General features: G+C 70.3%; 19 protein-coding genes and 1 pseudogene. 8 read left to right on the top strand and 12 right to left on the bottom strand.

Going from position 1 to position 16,650, the window contains the following annotated elements; translation table 11 throughout:
• Positions 1-5 precede the first annotated feature (5 nt).
• From OIU81_RS40575 to OIU81_RS40540, 8 genes are all read right to left on the bottom strand, one after another.
• Positions 6-899, bottom strand: a complete 894-nt coding sequence (locus OIU81_RS40575) for a radical SAM protein (RefSeq protein WP_329155911.1) — start codon at positions 897-899, stop codon at positions 6-8.
• An 80-nt stretch (positions 900-979) separates the two neighbouring features.
• A complete protein-coding gene (locus tag OIU81_RS40570) occupies positions 980-2,116 on the bottom strand; it encodes a hypothetical protein (RefSeq protein ID WP_329155909.1) in 1,137 nt (378 codons plus the stop codon).
• Positions 2,110-3,012, bottom strand: coding sequence for a lactate/malate family dehydrogenase (locus OIU81_RS40565; protein ID WP_329155907.1), 903 nt, complete (start codon positions 3,010-3,012; stop codon positions 2,110-2,112). The genes OIU81_RS40570 and OIU81_RS40565 overlap by 7 nt, the downstream gene beginning before the upstream one ends.
• Entirely contained in the window at positions 3,009-4,178 is a 1,170-nt protein-coding gene (locus OIU81_RS40560) for a phosphotransferase (protein WP_329155906.1), read from the bottom strand. The genes OIU81_RS40565 and OIU81_RS40560 overlap by 4 nt, the downstream gene beginning before the upstream one ends.
• Positions 4,175-4,399, bottom strand: coding sequence for a hypothetical protein (locus OIU81_RS40555; RefSeq protein ID WP_329155904.1), 225 nt, complete (start codon positions 4,397-4,399; stop codon positions 4,175-4,177). Before OIU81_RS40555 ends, OIU81_RS40560 begins: the two co-directional genes overlap by 4 nt.
• 179 nt (positions 4,400-4,578) lie before the next feature.
• On the bottom strand, positions 4,579-4,791 hold the full coding sequence (locus tag OIU81_RS40550; RefSeq protein ID WP_329155902.1) for a hypothetical protein: 213 nt from the start codon (positions 4,789-4,791) through the stop codon (positions 4,579-4,581).
• Positions 4,788-5,099: a hypothetical protein gene (locus OIU81_RS40545; RefSeq protein ID WP_329155901.1), complete on the bottom strand. Its 312-nt coding sequence runs from the start codon at positions 5,097-5,099 to the stop codon at positions 4,788-4,790. The genes OIU81_RS40550 and OIU81_RS40545 overlap by 4 nt, the downstream gene beginning before the upstream one ends.
• Positions 5,100-5,138: 39 nt before the next feature.
• A complete protein-coding gene (locus OIU81_RS40540; RefSeq protein ID WP_329155899.1) occupies positions 5,139-6,392 on the bottom strand; it encodes a helix-turn-helix domain-containing protein in 1,254 nt (417 codons plus the stop codon).
• 263 nt (positions 6,393-6,655) lie between these two features.
• Between OIU81_RS40540 and OIU81_RS40535 the strand changes: the two genes are divergently transcribed.
• From OIU81_RS40535 to OIU81_RS40520, 4 genes are all read left to right on the top strand, one after another.
• Positions 6,656-7,060 carry a hypothetical protein gene (locus OIU81_RS40535; RefSeq protein WP_329155897.1) on the top strand — a complete coding sequence of 135 codons (405 nt, stop codon included), beginning with the start codon at positions 6,656-6,658 and terminating at the stop codon, positions 7,058-7,060.
• Between the two features lie 356 nt (positions 7,061-7,416).
• Entirely contained in the window at positions 7,417-8,115 is a 699-nt protein-coding gene (locus tag OIU81_RS40530; RefSeq protein WP_329155895.1) for a restriction endonuclease, read from the top strand.
• A gap of 101 nt (positions 8,116-8,216) precedes the next feature.
• Positions 8,217-8,546: a hypothetical protein gene (locus OIU81_RS40525; RefSeq protein ID WP_329155894.1), complete on the top strand. Its 330-nt coding sequence runs from the start codon at positions 8,217-8,219 to the stop codon at positions 8,544-8,546.
• 241 nt (positions 8,547-8,787) lie between these two features.
• Positions 8,788-9,624, top strand: a complete 837-nt coding sequence (locus OIU81_RS40520) for a hypothetical protein (protein ID WP_329155893.1) — start codon at positions 8,788-8,790, stop codon at positions 9,622-9,624.
• Between the two features lie 19 nt (positions 9,625-9,643).
• Here the strand turns inward: OIU81_RS40520 and OIU81_RS40515 are convergent, their stop codons facing one another.
• The 4 genes and pseudogenes from OIU81_RS40515 to OIU81_RS40500 form a co-directional block, all read right to left on the bottom strand.
• Positions 9,644-10,141, bottom strand: a complete 498-nt coding sequence (locus tag OIU81_RS40515) for a hypothetical protein (RefSeq protein ID WP_329155891.1) — start codon at positions 10,139-10,141, stop codon at positions 9,644-9,646.
• A gap of 296 nt (positions 10,142-10,437) precedes the next feature.
• Complete coding sequence (locus tag OIU81_RS40510) at positions 10,438-11,481, bottom strand: serine hydrolase domain-containing protein (RefSeq protein ID WP_329155890.1); 1,044 nt, start codon at positions 11,479-11,481, stop codon at positions 10,438-10,440.
• A gap of 171 nt (positions 11,482-11,652) precedes the next feature.
• Positions 11,653-11,838: pseudogene (locus OIU81_RS40505) on the bottom strand (hypothetical protein); the annotation flags it as partial.
• Positions 11,839-11,911: 73 nt separating this feature from the next.
• Positions 11,912-12,541, bottom strand: a complete 630-nt coding sequence (locus tag OIU81_RS40500; RefSeq protein ID WP_329155889.1) for a 2'-5' RNA ligase family protein — start codon at positions 12,539-12,541, stop codon at positions 11,912-11,914.
• 100 nt (positions 12,542-12,641) lie between these two features.
• On the opposite strand from OIU81_RS40500, the gene amcA reads away from it, so the two are divergent.
• The 4 genes from amcA to OIU81_RS40480 all read left to right on the top strand — a co-directional run bounded on the left by amcA (position 12,642) and on the right by OIU81_RS40480 (position 16,606).
• Entirely contained in the window at positions 12,642-12,821 is a 180-nt protein-coding gene (gene amcA, locus OIU81_RS40495; RefSeq protein WP_329155887.1) for a multiple cyclophane-containing RiPP AmcA, read from the top strand.
• 73 nt (positions 12,822-12,894) lie between these two features.
• Positions 12,895-13,581, top strand: a complete 687-nt coding sequence (locus OIU81_RS40490; RefSeq protein WP_329155886.1) for a pentapeptide repeat-containing protein — start codon at positions 12,895-12,897, stop codon at positions 13,579-13,581.
• Between the two features lie 902 nt (positions 13,582-14,483).
• A complete protein-coding gene (locus OIU81_RS40485; RefSeq protein WP_329155885.1) occupies positions 14,484-15,647 on the top strand; it encodes an NUDIX hydrolase in 1,164 nt (387 codons plus the stop codon).
• Between the two features lie 95 nt (positions 15,648-15,742).
• Positions 15,743-16,606 (top strand): hypothetical protein, encoded by an 864-nt coding sequence (locus OIU81_RS40480; RefSeq protein ID WP_329155883.1) that lies wholly within the window; start codon positions 15,743-15,745, stop codon positions 16,604-16,606.
• Positions 16,607-16,650: the final 44 nt, after the last annotated feature.

Genomic DNA, 16,650 nt, shown 5'->3' with positions numbered 1-16,650 from the left:
TCCTTTCAGCCTGCGGTGCTCGGGATGACCCCGTCGTCGGCGGGGCCACAGGTTCCGCCGCCGCCCTGGCTGTCGTCGTTGGGACCGCAGTCAGGACCGCACGGGTCGTGGCGGCTGGCCGGGATGCTCGCGGCGACCTGCTGCCACTGCGGCGAGCTGAAGATCCGCTCCAGCGGCGTGTCCTTGATCTGCCCGGCCGGGAGGAACCGGCCGAGTACGCAGGGGGTGACGGTGCCGTCCGACAGGATCGCGGCGATGCCGGTGGCGCACCGGCCGCACAGCTCGGACGTGGACGGCAGGCCGGGGCCCTTGGCCGCGTTGCCGACGCCTCGGACTCGGTCGATGTGCACCTCGGTGATGCCGAGGTCTTCCAGTTCCGTGCGGGCCTCCTCGACGCGCTGCCCGTCGAGGACGTCGACGATTCCCACCCGCACGGGGATACCGCGGCGGTGTGCCTCGATGAGGTTCGCGCGGGTCGCGGCGTGGGAGCCCGTGCGGCCCGTCACCTGGTCGTGTCCCTCGTCGGTGTCGGCGTAGTAGGACGTCGCCAGGGAGATGCCGGGGCGGGTGAAAAGCGCCCAGTGCTCGGCGCGGACGCGGTACAGGTTGGAGTAGACGTGAACTCCGAGCCCTTCTGCGAGGGCGTGTTCCACGAGTTCGGCGAAGTCGGGGTGGAGCGTGGGTTCGCCTCCGATCAGCTGGATCTTCTTGACGCCGAGTGCCGCGGCTTCGCTGATGACCCGCTTCCAGTCCTTGCCGGTCATGACGCCGTGCCCCTGGGTCGGGCCCGCCGCGGCGTAGCAGTGCGACGCGCACGTGAGCTGGCACCGCTGGGTGATCTCCAGCTCAAGAAGGCTGGGGACGAGAGGAGTTGTCGGGGCTTCGGGTGCGATGGTCACGAGCTGTTCCCTTCGGTTGTGTTCCATGGTGGGCCAGCCGGACTCCTGGGGTGCGGAGTCCGGCCAGATCTGCGGCGCTTCTACTCGGCGAGGAGTTCCTCGGCGGTCCTGGCCAGGAGTTCGGCGGACGTACGGCTGTCGTGGTTGAGGACGAGGGCGCGGCGCGGCAGCTGCGCGAGCCGGTCGGCGAGGTCGGTTGCCGGGGCGGCCTTCGTGGGGGCGAGGTGGAAGATGTCGGGGTAGCGGTCCTCGGTCTTACCTGTGAAGAAGTCCTCCTCGCCCAGGGCTCGGGGCATGTCGATCACGTGCGGTTCGGCGTCCCTGTCGATCTGGGGGAAGAGGAGCGCGGTGGCGTGGGCCTGGGTGGCGAGCGTCATGCCCAGGATCGAGGAGAGCTGGTCGGGGAAGAACTGGGGCTTCAGTTCCTTGCCCTTGGCGTTCCAGATCGGCTTCGTGCTGCCGGCGTGCAGGGCGTCGGTGACGCGCTGGTCCTGGGTGGGGTGCATCTGCTCGCCCTCCAGGACGTGGGCGCGCAGCGGCTCATACAGGCTGGCGGATTCGAGCAGGCCGAAGCCGATCGCGGCGGCCGACGGCCAGGGCAGGATCCGCAGGCCCTGGTCCTCGGTGCGAGCGAACACCCGGTCGTTGGCGAGGAGGTCGTACCCTTCGCGGGCGAGCAGGAGGGCGGTGGTGGTCTTGCCTGCGCCCTTGGGCCCGAAGGTGAGGAGCGCGCGGCCGTCGCGGACGACGCAGGAGGCGTGCAGGATGTGGAATCCGGCGCGCAGCAGCTGGCCACGGATGAGTTCGCGGGCGAGGCGGGAGGCGGCGACGGCGACCGACTGCGTGTGGGTGCCGACGATGACGAGCCGGCTGGTGGCCGGGTCGTAGTGGTAGGCGAGGCGTTCGGCGGGCTGGATGGCGTAGATCGCGCCGTCCTCGTGCCGGGCGACCAGGGTTCGGGCGTTCGCGTAGTCGACCTCGTTGTAGTCGTGGTCGCCGACCAGGGTCTCGATGTCCGCCAGGCGCTTGCTGTCGACGTCGGCCAGGAGCAGGGCGCCGCCTTCGGCGATGCTGCCGCCGGGCGCGACCGGAGCATCCACGGCCGTGGCGTTCCACCAGCCGCCGAAGTAGCGCAGGGCCCACTCGGTGATGTCCTTGGTGTCGCTGACGACCGTGACGGCCGCCGTGTCGGCGTGGATTCGGGTGGCGCTCAGCACGCGGTCACTCCCTGAAGGGTCTGCTGGTAGGCGAAGTCGAGCTTGGTGCGGGCGGCGGTGAACTGCCGCTGTTCATCAGGATCGAGGTCGGGCAGGGCCACGGTGGGGCGGCTGGCAGAGAACTGCAACGGGATTCCGAGCCACACGCCGTCGTGGTTGACGGAGAGCACCTCGGTGCCGTTGCTGATGCCGAGCGTCTTGCGCAGCGCGCTCAGGATCGCGCCGGCCGGGCCGCAGCGGGTGCGGCCGATCCCTGCGTTGATCCGACGCGGCCATGCGGACATCTGGGCCCGGACATACTCCAACGGCACGTCGGCAGCACGGCCGTTGACCGTGGTGGTCGAGGCGCAGATGACCGCGCCGTCGCCGTGCTCGCCGATCACCCAGCCGCGTACGGCGGCGGCCGGGACTCGGTGGTGGAGGGCGAGGGCGAGTCGGTAGCGGGCCGAGTCGGTACTGGACCCGATGCCGTACACCCGAGCGGCCCGACCGACGGCGGTCGCGAAGACCCGGGTCAGGACGTCGACCGGGTTGGTGACCACGATGACGTGTCCGGGGTAGCCGGCCAGCTCCTCGGCCAAGGAGCTGATCAGCGGGGCGTTCGCGGCCAGGCCCGCCATCCGGACGTCTCTGGTGGCGCTGTTCGTGAACTTGGCGCGCGGGAACGCGACGATGGCGCCGGCCGCGCGCATCGCGGCGACCGGGGAGAGCTCCGCTCGTACGGAGGACAGGGTGATCTCCCGCATGTCCTCAAGATCGGTGACGAGTCCGGTCGCGGACTCCAGGGTGCGGGCGGCGATCAGGAGGCAGGTGCACCAGCGTTCCTGGACCAGGAGTGCGGCCACGCTCTGCCCGACCGCGCCGGCTCCGATCAACCCGACGGTGAACCCGCTCATCGGTTGGCCGCCTTCGCCGCGTGGCTCAGGGCCAGGCGCCATGAGGCCGCAGGCTCGGCGTCCGCCATCAGCAGGGCGCTGACCTGGTCCAGCAGCGTGCAGACCGCCTCGATTCGTTCGACGACGGCCCCGGCGTGCTCGGGCAGCGGCAGCCCCGTAGGAGCGGACAGGTAGGTGGTGGTGATGTTGGTGGTATCCATCAGCCACGTCACCAGCAGCTTCCGCAGGTACAGCCCGCCTGTCGCACGGCGCATCGGCCGCAGTTGCTCCTGGACGAAGGCGGCGATGCCGTCGAGGATCGCCGTCGTCCCGTCCGGCGGGGGCGCTGCGATCAGGGAGAGGACCGTGCGGGAGACGAGCTTGGCGGCATCCGCGTGCGCGGGACCGCGCTGCAGGCCAGGGTCGATCAACACGGGCAGCTCATCGGGGCCGTCGGGGAAGAACACGTGCTCAGGCTTGAGGTCGCCGTACAAGACCTGGGCGGGCCCGAGCGCCGGGGCGAGGCGAAGCCGGAGAAGCCTCGCGATGACCTGACGCAGGACGATTGCGACGCAGTGCCCGGTCCGCTCCCCCAGCCGGGCTTGGCCGAGATGATCGAGGTAGGCCCGGCCGGAGATCCCGTTGAACTTGCGGCGGAACGTCGCGTCGATGCCGCGCTCATTGATCGCAGCCCGGTCTACCTGCTCGGCCACAACGGGACGCTGGAGAACCTCCAGCGCGCTCAGCGTTCGGCCCAGTAACTCGCCGGTCTGCTTGGGCGACTTGAAGACCAGGTCAGCCAGCGTCGGCCCGGTGACCGGCTCGGTGAACAGCACCCCGCCGCCGCATCCGGCCGCACGCGCGACGGCCAGGCCGCCCACGGCCAGGGCATCGAGCTGGGCGGCTTCACGCTGGAGCAGCGAGGCGGGCGAGGCGGCGTACGCGGCCTGCTCCGCCGCCACCTTCTCCCAGCTGCCGTAGGAGCCGCGCATCAGCGAGACACCGAGCAGGCTGTGCTTGGCGAACAAGGGCCGGCCGCCGACCTCTGTCTGCTGGACGTACCCGGTGACGCTCGGCACGTGCGCCCCAAGGACCATCTCCTCGCCCGGCCACAGCGAGGACCCTGCGTCCTGTATCTGACCGGAGCAGAAGTCGGCCAGGGCAGTAGCGTCCACGATGGTGGTCACAGGCCCTCCCGGAAGGTGCTCGGGCCGCTCAGGTGTTCCCGTCGCCGGTCCTCCGCCCGGTCGATCTGCACGGCCAGGACCGCGAACTGGTCAGGGGTGATGACGAGGCTGGTGTCCTCGGTGGTGCCGTCGAGCCGGTGCACGGTGATCGGCCAGACGAACTCCTGCTTCTTGGGGTCGTACGTGATGTCCTTCTGCTGGGGCTTGGTGTGCGTGAGCACTATGCCCTCCGTCGTCGCCGGACGGGCGCCGGGCTGAGCGCGCCCGTCCGGGTGGGCGAGGTCTCCGGCCGCCCACTGGACGGCATGGACTTTGGTGCCGGCCCTGACGCCGGGACGGTCGGTGCCCGTCGGCCTCGGGGGATGCCAGGCGGACGCCTCACCGGCAGCAGGGCCGGAGCTCATTCGGGTGGCGCGGTGTCGTCGGCCATCACGGCGGCCCCCGGCGACGGGACCACAGCGGTAACTGTCGCGTGATCGGTCAGGACCTGGCCGAGCAGCAGCGCGGCAGGCACGTGCAGCGCGACCCACACAGCCGTGAGGACGCTGTCCCCGCCGAGGTCCTTCACTCGCAGACGGGCGGCCATGCCGGGCAGATCAGGACGCCTGCTCACGGTGTACCGCCCCCGTCCGGGGCGAACCCGCCGGGCGGCCTCGCTGCCTCGTCGAGGAAGAGCCCGTCCTCGGCGCCATCCGAGGACGGCGTGAGGTTGTCCCGCAAGGCCGGCCACGGGTCCCCGCCACCCTCCGGGCACAGGTGGTACACGTTGGCGCCGATGTCCTCGGGCAGGGCCACCACGACGCCGGTGCGGCTCGCTGAGGAGTCGTGGGCGAGGTCCCCGCGCAGGGGAGTCCACGTCGGCCGACTGTCGGGTAACTCCGCTGTGGGGAGCGCGAGTTGGGGTGTGCGACTTCCCGTCATACAACTGACGGTAGGGGTGCGGTTACCGGCGAATATGAATCAGGGGAATACCGCCTGGTCATCGAGGTGAAAACGGTTGGACATGCCCCGGAGCTTCTCGCGCGTGGCGACGCGTTCGGCGTAGACGATCTTGCGGAGAGTGGCGCGGGCGATGGGGTGGTTGCGTACGAGCTGCGGGGCGATGCGCTCCGCCTCCTCCAGCTCGGCAATCGCCTGGTCCCGGTTGCCGTCCCAGAGCCACGCCCGCGCCAGGTCCATGTGGTGGTGGCCGCGGCGGGACTTGGGCAGCGGCGCCAAGTGGCCTGGGTCGGCACGCCGGTTGAGGTCAAGTGCCTTCGCCTGGTCGCCCGCTTCGAGCGCGACGCTGACCCGGTGGATCTGGACGTTGCCGGTGGAGAAGGTCAGCGAGTGCCGGTCGTAGGCGGGCGGGCCGGCCGCTGCGTCCATCCGGTCGCTGGCCGCTCGAGCATGCGCCAGGCGGTCCTCGGCCTCGCTCGTGTTGCCGCCTCGGGCGCAGGAGACCGCGGCCCGCAGTTGGAGCGTGCCCCACACGCGCAGTGCCAGCGGGTCGCCGCGGTCGTACTCGCGCTGCACACTGCGCAGCGCCTTGTCGGACAGGGCGATCGAGTCCTGCCAGTCGGCAGTCGCCCACATGTCCCACACCCGCATCCAGTCGGCCACGGCGGGCATGAGCGGGTCGCCGGACATCTGCGCGGACCACGCCGCGCGCTCGCAGGCCATGGCGATGAGTTCGGGATGTCCGAGGGCGTGGGCGGCGGTGTGGGCGAACTTGCAGCAGACCGCGTACACGGCGAACGCTTCCTCGCGCTCGTGCCCTGAGGAGACCTCGGACAGGGCCCGTGTCTCGCGGAACAGGTCGGGCAGGGCCTTGAGGATCGCGATGTTCGCCGCGGCATCGCGCAGGCGGTGCAGCCGGGTCATGTCCTGCCACAGCTCTGCGGACGAGCGCGGGTCGCCGTCGAAGATCGGGGTGAGGTCGTAGCGGCGCAGCTCGCGCACGATGGACGCTGCCGCGGCCTGCCACTGGTTCTCGCCGATCGTTCCGACGTACGGCCGCTCCAGCAGCACATTCGGGTGACAGTGCAGCGCGGCCGCGATCTGGTTGATCAGGCCGGCGCTGTCGAGTTCGATCTTGCCTGCCTCGACCTTGGAGACCCAGCCCTGGGTCTTGCCGACCGCGGCAGCAAGATCGGCCTGCGTCATGCCGAGATTGAGCCTCTGCCGCTTGATCCTGCGGCCGATCGCCTCCTGCTCCTCGATCTCGTACGGCATCCTCGACCTCAACCCTCCTGGAACGCAGCCTCTACTGGAACGGTACCCGCGCCGTGGCCTGCCACGAGGGGCAATGCCCGAGCAGGACGCTGTGACGCAGACAGGGCCAGCCCGAGCGGGCTTTCAGTGCCAGGACGCGCGCGCCGCGGGCTGGGCGCCACGCCTCCGGTTCCGACGAAGGATGCTGCTCCCCAAGGATCGCCTCACTTCACTGTCCCGGCTGCCAGGCCCGATTGTCAGTGCCGTAGGCGACCATGACGGGCATGACGACGGAACCCGACCGCACCGCAGAGCGGCAGATACCCGCCTGGGCCTCCACCGTCGGGCCCGGCTGGGCCGCCCTGCTCGACCAGCTCCACCACGATCTGACCGATCTCGACCCCGACTACAGGATCGAAGAGTTCACCACGAAGCTCGGCGGCCTCCGCATCACCGTTGCCGATCGCTTCGTGGACGGTGAGTTCGACGGCGAGTTCGCCGACCGAACCGCCGCGCTCACCGACGTCGCCACGATCGGTTCTGAACACACCTGCGAGGACTGCGGCGCTCCGGGCCGCATCCGCTTCCGCGGCGAGGGCGCCTTCACATGGATGCGCTGCCTGTGCGACGGCTGCCGCACCCGGACGCAGGCCGTCGCCACACCGGCCGGAAGCCGTCCAGCAACCTGACCGGCCGCCGCGAAACGCTCGGGCCGTCACCGTCCTGAGCGTCAGCGGCTGGCCGAATCAGACCGTCGGGGATGCCCGTTCATGACGTCCTGTCAGTGCCGCATGCTGTCATACCTCGTGCGGATGCCGCGTCCGCGACGGGAGGGGGATCACCCATGGAGCAACGCGTCCGCAACCGAGCCCGGGAACGGGCACCGCGCCGCACAGGAGTACCGGGAACAGGCGGACGCCTTGGGCGGCGGTGGCCGTCCCTTCGTCACCCGCGCGACTGGCTCAGCGATCTCCGCGCCTGCTCCATGCGCCGGGCCCGCATGGTTCGCCATGGCCCGGTGAAGCAGCGCGGGACGGTCGATCGCGTGCGGCACGTCCGGATGGTGGTGTGGCGGGCGGTGTACCGCGGCTCGGGGTGGTGCCTGGTCTCGCTGACGGTGTGTGTGCTCGGTCTGCTCGCCGGCCGGTGGACCGGCTGGTGGCCCTCCCCGTACTCGGTGGCGGTCGACCTCGCCGGCGTACCCGTCCTCCTCACGTACGCCGTGTGGATGCAGCAGCGTGTCGACCGCGACAAGTGGAACGGAGCCCGTAGGGACAGCCCTCGTCGGCTGGAGACGTCGCTCGACGACCTCGACGGACTGGGCCACGAGGAGTTCGAGTTCGCCGTACGGGACCTGTTGCGGCGCGACGGCCTGGAAGCGGAGCGCGTTGGCGGGGCCAACGACGACGCGTGCGATGTCCGTGCCGTCGACCTCGACCGCCGGATCTGGGCGGTGCAGTGCAAGCACCGCCGCGACGGCATCCGCGGCGACGCCGTCGATGTCCGCGTGGTCCGGGAACTGAAGGGCACGGCCGGTGATGTCCACAAGGCCACGTTCGCCCTGATCGTGACCAACGGGAAGTTCACCAGCAAGGCCGTCCCCCAGGCCCGGATGCTCGGCGTCCACGTGGTCGGCCGGGACCTCCTCGCCCAGTGGGCCTCCGGCCGTCCGCTGTGGGAGCTACTGGAGCATGTCCCGCCGCCGCTGCGCCACCCCGCGGACAGACGGCGCGTGGCCGCGTAGGCGGAACCAGCACCGGGCGGGCGTAGTCGGCCGGGTCGACCGTGGCCGCCACGGGACGGTCCTTCTTTCGGAACACAACCTCACGGGCGCCGATCCGTTCGGTGGCGAACGCGGCCGGGGGACGGGAGCTCCTCGACCGGGCCAGCAATCCCGAGGTCGTGCCGGAACAGCTGCGCCGCGCGGTCGCCAGCGCCCACAGCCATCACCATCTCGAGCTGGACTGGCAGGCCAGCCCCGACCCGCAGCGGTTCACCTGGCGGGTCCTGCACCACTGGTATCAGCTGACCGAGCACTACGCGGACGACCAGCGAGCCGACGTGTACGAGGTCGTCGTCACCCGGCGCCTCCACAATGCCGAACCCACTCACCACCTCGCCCTCAGCGAGGACGACCTTCCCGGCCTGATCGCGCGGTGCACCACCGGGGCGTGACCCCGACCGGCATCCCGGCCGTACTGCTGTGCGCTACGTTGGGCGCGGCGCAGGCCATGCACGCGCCGAGACCGCCGTGCGCCGCGCCCACGCCGCACCGCCCGGCACAGGGTCGAAGGCTCGCCGGATACGGTCCGGCACCCGGACCGGTGTCCGGCGCGGGCCCATGATGCTTCGCTCTGACCAGACGCGGACTTCAGGGCGGGACGGCGTGGGGCATCCCGCCCGCTGGGAGCCGGTCATGACCAAGCGCGGGAGCAACGACCGCAAGGCCAAAGCACGCCGCATCGCCAAGGAACGCGGCGTCCGGGTCACCGAGGCGCACGGTCTCCTGCTCCAGGCCAAGAACCGAAACAACCCCTCGCCCTCCGATGCGCCGGCCGGGGAACCCGCTGTCGTCGGCGTAGAAGGGCACGAGCTGCGGGTCCACCGCACCGCCGCCGACGGCGCGGTGGAAGTCCTTGACGGTGACGCCGCCTCCCACGCGGTGTGGTGGGACAGCACCGGCGCCCTGACGGCCGGATGCGGGTGCGGCTGGGTCAACCCCCACGCCGGGCCGCGCTTTCCGAACCTGCCTGCGCCCTACGGCGTGGAGCCCAGCGAGCAGAAGCACTGGCGGTGGTACCAGCTGGTGGCCTGGGCCGATCACGCCGGCGACGCTGAAGGGGAGCCGCCGTCTGCCGAGTTCGTCCAGGACCCCAGCGTTACGGTCAACGACGTGACCCGCCAGGTGATCTTCGACCTGCGGCTGCTCCTGCACCACGCCCAGGACGGCCGCGAGGCCGTGGCCGCCACCTACGAGGCGATGGAGACCCTTCTGCGGACCGCGCGGATTCGCGTCGTTCACGAGCGAGCGCGGGGCGCCGGCCGGCGGACGGACGTTGGACAGCCGGATCAGGACGAACCGTCGGTGTCAGAGGAGATCCCGGTGAGCCTCGACGTCCTTCTCCGGCGTACCGATTCTGGACGCAGCGGCGGGCACTGGGAGCTGCTCGCCGTTGAGTTCGCCGCTGCGGAACTGCGTCGCCTGGTGCTGCACGAAAGCGAGCACCCTGCGGTCGGTGTCGAACGTTCCTGATGCTCCGGCGTGATGGAGGTCAGGCCGTGGCGGGCAGAAGACGATCGGAGAGGTCCCGCCCGGTGACGGCCGCCAACTGCGGACCCAGAGCGGCGAGCCGCTCGGCCAGCACACCGGCGCGCTGCCGGGCCGTCTCGTAGCCAGCCCAGGCCCGAACGCGGGCCGGATCGGGGAACTCGCGGTCCATGGCGAGGACGGTGTCGTCGGCGCCCGGCCGCGCCTGCTCGGCGCAGTAGGTCGTCCAGCTCTCGTGGAGCAGGGACACATCCAGGCAGGCGCGGCTCACCTCGAAAGCCGGGAAGGTCAGCCGATGGTTCGGGCCGAGGACGTTCAGCAGTGCGGTGAGGACCTTCTCGATGTGGACGCTGTGCTCGACGGTCGCGCCGATCGCACTGTCCTTGTCAGCGCCCGCCTTGGAGGGGGTGCGGGTGGCGAGCGTCAGCTGAACCCGCCACGCGGCGGCGCAGACCTGCTCCTCGTACATCCTCGTCCCGCGCCGCTTCACAATCCACCGCATCCGCGGGCCCCTCCCCGTCGCCGCCTCGTTGATCGCCACGGCCACTCTGCCACCCCGGCCGGTGTCGTACCAGGGGACCGACCTCTTCCGGCCGGGTATCCGCGACGGACCTGGCAGACTTCCACGCCATGCGGAAGAACATCATCTGGGCCGCCGTGGGTGCGCTGGCCGTTGTCGCAGCCGTGTTGTAACTGGGCGGCCGGCCCGGTGAAGACCGCACATGACGAAAACCCCCGGCGTCCGGGGTCGATCGAAGCGGTGGAGGATGAACCAGCCGACCATGCCCCTGACCGCCGCTACGAAAAAGCGAGTTGGCGGAAGGCATTGCGGACGTCGGTGAGGGGTTGGCGGTCGCGCGTGTAGTAGAGCTTGTTGGTCAGCAGCACCGCCCACCGACCCTGGTCGGGGCTGATCCACATGCCGGTGCCGGTGAACCCGTAGTGCACCCACACATCCTGCTCGTCGGTAGCGCCGGGAGCTGGGTGCCAGAACAGGCCGCGCTCCAGCTCGAGTTCGCCGGTCTGGATCGTCAGCGAATGGGCGGTCCACTCGGCGCCGAAGCCAGCTGGTGTGACGGCCGTGGCGGGGTCGAGCATGTAGCGCAGGAACGCGGTGAGGTCGGCGAGGATCGTGAAGACGCCGGCGATGCCGCACACCCCGCCGAGCAGACGGGCGGAGAAGTCGTGGGCGATGCCCTTGAGGTGGGTGTCGGTGTCCTGGTCGAGCTCGGTCGGTGCGCATCGGGCCACGAGGTCGGTCGACAGTGGTCCGAACTGGGGGGAGCTCATGCCCAGCGGATTCCAGGTGCGGGCACCGGCCAGCTGGTCCAGGGGCTGGCCCGAGAGAAATTCGGCGAGGAAGCCGAGGATCAGGGCGGCCCGGTCGGTGTACTCCACGGCCTCGCCGGGCGGGCGGTGCAGGTCTTCGTGCAGGACGCCGCGGCGGATGGCGTCCTCGCTCGTGCCGTAGAGGTTCTTCAGCTGGGCGCGCAGCGGGACGCCGGCGGTGTGGGTGAGCAACTGGCGGGCGGTCACCGCGCCGAGCGGCCGGCCTGCCACCTCGGACCAGAGGGTGCCGAGCGGGAGGTCGAGGTCGAGGACGCTGTCCTCCCAGAGCGCGCCGATGGACGACCAGACCGCGAGGATCTTTGTGAGGCTGGCGGCGTCAAAGATGGTGTCCGGCCGCATCTTCACGCCGGGCTCGTCGGGGTCGAGGACGCCTGTGGTGCCGGTGGCGCGGATGGCGGCACTGTCGCCGACGGACCACACGGCGCCGGGGTAGACCTTGTTGCGGACCCCTTCGTCGAGCAGGGCTTCGATGCGGTCGATCGCGTACGTCATGGTCTCCATACCTGTTCGCCGTCGGGCTCCCGCCGGTCAGCGTAGTGACAGGGGAGGTGCGGTCCGTGTAGTGGCGCGGCGTACGACGGCGTTCGTGCCGCGGCACGGCCGCTAGCGGGGGTGCTAGACCTAGCCGCCCCGGGTGCTAGGTCCAACGCTGTGACCAGGCGTTTAGCGGTATAGCAGCATCTTCGCTGGGCTGGTGAGGGCGGGTTCAGGTGAGCTGGCGCCGAGCTCGGCGAGGTCCGGCGCAGTCACTGAGAGGGGGCGTCGGGCGGCGTTCGCGTCCCCCGCCTGCCGCAGGGTCGACAGCAGGCTGGGGGTGGTCCGCAGCCGGTCGAGGTCGCGGGCCACTGCCACGCCCACAATCTCACCGGTCCCGCCACCCGGTGGGCGAACCCGAGCGGCCGGACTGAACCCCCCGACGACCTCAGCGGCTGGCGCCGAGCGGGATCGTCGCGACGTGATCCCATGTGATCGTCTTGGCCTGGGTGTCCGCAGTGACGTCCACGAGGTGAACGGCGTCCACCCGCATCGGGGCATGGCCCGGGCGTACGTCGTTGCGCAGCTTGCGCTGAACCTGGTCGGAGTCGCATTCGTCGGCTGCGTATCCGATGGTGAGATGAGGGACCTTGGTGGGGTAGCCCGTCGCGTCGGGCCCGCGCACGGCCTGGATCGCGGCGCGAACGGTGCTGTGGAGAACGTTGAGGGGCCCGTCCGGATGGATGTCGGCGATCACTCCGGTCGCGTACGACTCCAGCGATCCGATCATGATGTCGAACGGCTCGACGTCAGCGAGTCGTTTCCCCAGCTCCTCCACGAGGGCGTCGCGTGCGGCCGGGGAGATGTCCGCTCCGACAGCGTCGGTGATCTGTTCGACGGTGATGTGAAGCCAGCGGCTCTCGACGCAGGTGATCGGAAAGTCCTGCAAGACCGATTGCGCCCGGGTTACGAGCGCGGCCAGCTCAAGGTTTTGATCACCTGGGGTGACGTACACGTGGAGCAGGGTCTCGCCCTTGGGCCACACGTCCTGGGCATGCTGGAACTCGAAGGGCTTCATGGGCATGCACCGTAGCGGCTCGGACACGAACGCGCCTTCCTGGTAGGCGCGTTGGGTACGGTCCGACCGGGTCATCGGCGGTCGGGGGCAGAGGCGGATCATGAAGAGTGTGCGTGCGGGGCTCAGAGCATTCGAGGCGAGAGCGGGCGAGCACGACGTCCTGACCCCGGCGATCGTTGAAGCAGCGTGGGACAACCGGCCCACGTGGGACAACTGGGCGAAGTACCCGGCCTCCTTCGACAACCGCCCGACCTGGGACAACTGGTACAAGAAGACGTAGCCGTCCCGCTGCCAGAACCCTCCAGGGGTGCTGGCAGCGCCGGCGACCGAGTCACCGCGCTGAGAGGCTGTTGATGGACACCCGCACGATCCGCCGCACGAGCGTCACTCTCCCCGCCCTGGACGAGCCGGGCCTCTACCTCTCCAACGTCACCTCGCTGGAGGGCGGCCGTGGCCGGCTGGCGGAGTTCCACTATGCCGACGCCGATCTCAGGGACCTCGACCTGGCCGACACTCACCTGCTGGACGGGCGGATCACCGGCCTCAAGGCCCAGCGCACCCGGCTGGAGAACCTCCGCGTCGACTCTGTGGAGCTCTCCGGCTGTGACCTGGCCTCCTTACAGTGGACCGACAGCAAGGTATCCCGGGCTGTCTTCCGCGACTGCAAGTTGATGGGCGCCACGCTCGAAGACGTCACGCTCGACAACGTCCTGTTCGAGAACTGCAAGCTCGACTACAGCACCCTCACCCGCGTCCGGGCCACCGGGCCCGTGATCTTCTCCAAGTGCTCTCTGCGCGAGACCACCTTCGCCGCCACCGACCTGGGCGCCGCCCTGATCGAAGACTGCGACCTGCGGCTGACCGAATTCGACGGCGGGAAGTACCGCGGCCTGGACCTTCGGGGCAACGACCTCTCCCAGATCCGCGGCCTCGCCTCGCTCCAACAGATCGTCATCGACCAGGCCCAGACACTCCAGCTGGCCGAAGCTCTCACCGCCGAGCTGGACGTCGCTTTCGGCGAAGACCTCGACGACAAGTAGCCCCGCACCTGCCCCAAGCCGGAGCAGCGCTACCCCCACACCGACGACGTACGCCAATACGTCGCCGCAGGACACCCGCTGCGCTGCCTGCGCATCCGCCTCGAACCAGACGACGGGTACGTCGCCCCGACCGAATTCCTGCCCCACGACGGCTCCACCACTGGCATTGACCAGCCCTCCGTCGCCGCCTTCTGGCTCGGCCGACCGCCGAATGCGCCGTGACCGGTCATCCACGAGACCCCAAGACCCAGGAGAACAGCGTATGGACGCGACGGCACCCCACCCCGCTCTCGACCCCGCCGTTGCATGGCCCACCCTCGGCATGTGGGTTCGACGGGATGGTGAGCTGCTCGACCTTGTGTCACTAGCTCCCGCTCGCGACACCCAAGCCGATCAAGTCTTGCTGCCGTGCGACCCGGAACTCCTCATACAACTCGGGAAGATCTCGCTCGGCAACAGCCGTGCGGGTCTGTACGCCGTGCGCCTGGCGGAGGGAGCGGACAGACGTCTGGTGCTCTGCCGGCGGGGCGTGGAAGGCGGGGTCCGGATCAGCGGAGCGGTGCCCTCGATAGCGGACCCGCTGTACGGGAAGACCCGGGCGGCCATGCTCGCGGCCGGCCGGGAGCGGAGAGCCGCAGGGGACCAAGACGAGGCAGGGCAGTGGAGCGCAATGGCCCGTCAACTGCTAATGACCAAGCGGTCAACCCGGCGCGGACGCAGTGTTCGAACGGTCTCGGGTGGGCTGCCGACACTCGGCAGGCACGGATGAGCCGGAAATCCGATATCTAGCTCTACCGTCAACCGGCGAGGTCACCCTGGAACACTGTCACCAGATCCACCGCCGGCCGCGCCGATCCCGCTCGCGAGCGGCGCTGAGCACCGGAAGGAAGTATCGAGAGCCCGTGACCGCGCCCAGCGACGTGCAGCCCGTCTACGCCGGGGAAGAGCCGCCCGAGTTCTACACCGCGAGCCTCTACCTGACCGGCGCCCCACTCAATCCGGAGTCGTCCCGACTGGCCCTCCACGAAGCGACCCTCCAGTGGCGCCAGCCCGGCACCCTCGTCGTGCTCCTCCCCCACGCCCGCGGCGGCGCCCCGCACCTGGACGCCGCGAGCCGACTGGAATGGGACCGCACCCAGCGCGCCCGCGCCGACGAGATCATCCACTGGCACCCCCAGTCCGGCCCGGCCGCCGAAGGCTGGCCCGAAGGCGACCTGGACGACGGCCGATCCGTCCTCGGCTGCCCCGACGGCACAGACCCCGCCGGCCGACGTCTGCGCCGGATCGCAGAGGATCTCAAGGTCCCCATCGCCGAGACCCTGCCCCAGGCCATCGCCCTGGCCCTGGAACGCATCGGCCCCGGCGCCCCTCGCACCGCCGGACAGCACGACGTACCGCTCCTACTGTGGCGAACCCCTTCCTTCCGGGCCTGGCTCGCCGCCCAGGAGGACGCCGGCAACACGCTTCTCGGCGGCCGGATCTCCTGGACCTTCCGGGTCGGCCCCCACCGGTCCCACGTCCTGCTGTGGGCGTATGCCGCCCGCATCCACATCGCGGCCGAGGACCGCGTGAAGGACAACGAGGTCGTCCTGGGTAGGCCCGACCTGACCAGCGTCGTGGCCTACCGGCCCGCGCCCCGCTGGCAGGACACCGAGATCGTGCTCGTCCGCGAGTTCCGCTCTCCCGCCCGCACCCCGGACGCCTACATCCGCGAAGTCCCCGGAGGATCCAGCGCCAAGCCCGGCGACCCCCGGCACACGGCCGCGGCAGAGTTCACCGAGGAGACCGGCCTGCCCCTCTCCCCGGCCCGACTGCACCTCGCCGGCACCCGCCAGGCGGCCGGCACCCTGTCCGCCCACACCCAGACCGCGTATGCCGTCGAACTCAGCACCCACGAACTCGAGCAACTGCGGGCCGACACGACCAGCCACGGCAACGCCGACGAGACCGAGCACACCCACGTCGAAGTCGCCCGCCTCGCCGACATCCTGCGCCCCGACGGCCCCCACGTTGTGGACTGGACAACGCTCGCTGTCATCCTCCAGGCCGTACAACCCATGCAGTAGCCCAAGATCACCGATCCCGTCATCCATGGGATGCAGCGGGCCGGCCGCTGATAGCGTCGGCCCGTGCCAGCCGAGGCCGACAGGGGACGGAAAACGTGAACGATCTGATGGGCCAGCTTCCGCGACCGATCGCGGAGCGGATGGGCCGCATGAGCGGCATGGCCATGCGTGCCATCATCGCGCTGATCGACGAGGCGCCGGACACATTCGCGGCCCTGGTGGAGCGGATCGGCACCTGGGACGACGATCCCGGTCGCACCCCATACCCGATGCCCCGCTACCAGTTCGCCATCAAGGAGGTCCTGCGGATCGTCAACGACGCCTTCACCGCCATCGACGAGCGAGGGCCCCTGCCCAACGAAGCGGTGGCGGAAGGTGCTCGTGGCATCGTCGAACGGCTCACGCCCGAGGAGTACCGCGCGGAGGCACTGGCCAAGCTGGCCGAATTCCCCCCGGGCACGGAGCCGATGGACCTCTCCGGTGGTGAGGACGGCGGCCCCGTGGACTTCGTCATCGCAGCGGCAGCAGCGGCGTGGCTGTGCGGCGGGGCCGGCGGACGCATGGCGACGCTGGAGAACATCCGGCTGATGCTGCTGCAACAGGCCCGTCAGGCGGAGAGCATCGCTACCGGCGCCCCGGACCGCGAACAGGTCAACAAGATCAGCGACGCCGACGCCCTGGCGCTGCTCGCTGAGCTGTACGACGAGGACTACGTCCGTCTCATCCCCGGCCCGCGTCAGCGTGGTCCGTGGGAGTGGGACATGCTCGCCGTCCTCAAGACCCACCTCCTGGAGACGCCGGCGGACGCGACCACCCCTGAACAGCGCCAGGGCCTCAAGAAGAAGCTCCTCACGGTACTTCAGGCTGCCGCGGCCACGCAGGTGAAGGCGGCGAAGCCCTCGGTTCGCCCCGTGGGCACGCGGGTCCAGCCCAAGCGGAAGCCGAAGCGCAAGCGATAGCGCACGCGAACCCGCGTCGCCGCCTGGCGCCCGGCCGAACAAGG

This window comes from Streptomyces sp. NBC_01454 (genome assembly GCF_036227565.1).
Taxonomy (GTDB): Bacteria; Actinomycetota; Actinomycetes; order Streptomycetales; family Streptomycetaceae; genus Streptomyces.
The sequence above is the reverse complement of the archived record's forward strand: the minus strand, read 5'-3'. Positions and strand labels throughout refer to the sequence as shown.

Bases quoted from the DNA above. Each gene is read 5' to 3' on its own strand.
- OIU81_RS40510 (WP_329155890.1), bottom strand. From the start codon at position 11,481: ATGACGTACGCGATCGACCGCATCGAAGCCCTGCTCGACGAAGGGGTC.
- OIU81_RS40515 (WP_329155891.1), bottom strand. From the start codon at position 10,141: ATGCGGTGGATTGTGAAGCGGCGCGGGACGAGGATGTACGAGGAGCAG.
- OIU81_RS40545 (WP_329155901.1), bottom strand. From the start codon at position 5,099: ATGACGGGAAGTCGCACACCCCAACTCGCGCTCCCCACAGCGGAGTTA.
- OIU81_RS40540 (WP_329155899.1), bottom strand. From the start codon at position 6,392: ATGCCGTACGAGATCGAGGAGCAGGAGGCGATCGGCCGCAGGATCAAG.
- amcA (WP_329155887.1), top strand. From the start codon at position 12,642: ATGAAGAGTGTGCGTGCGGGGCTCAGAGCATTCGAGGCGAGAGCGGGC.
- OIU81_RS40535 (WP_329155897.1), top strand. From the start codon at position 6,656: ATGACGACGGAACCCGACCGCACCGCAGAGCGGCAGATACCCGCCTGG.
- OIU81_RS40565 (WP_329155907.1), bottom strand. From the start codon at position 3,012: ATGAGCGGGTTCACCGTCGGGTTGATCGGAGCCGGCGCGGTCGGGCAG.
- OIU81_RS40490 (WP_329155886.1), top strand. From the start codon at position 12,895: ATGGACACCCGCACGATCCGCCGCACGAGCGTCACTCTCCCCGCCCTG.
- OIU81_RS40500 (WP_329155889.1), bottom strand. From the start codon at position 12,541: ATGAAGCCCTTCGAGTTCCAGCATGCCCAGGACGTGTGGCCCAAGGGC.
- OIU81_RS40520 (WP_329155893.1), top strand. From the start codon at position 8,788: ATGACCAAGCGCGGGAGCAACGACCGCAAGGCCAAAGCACGCCGCATC.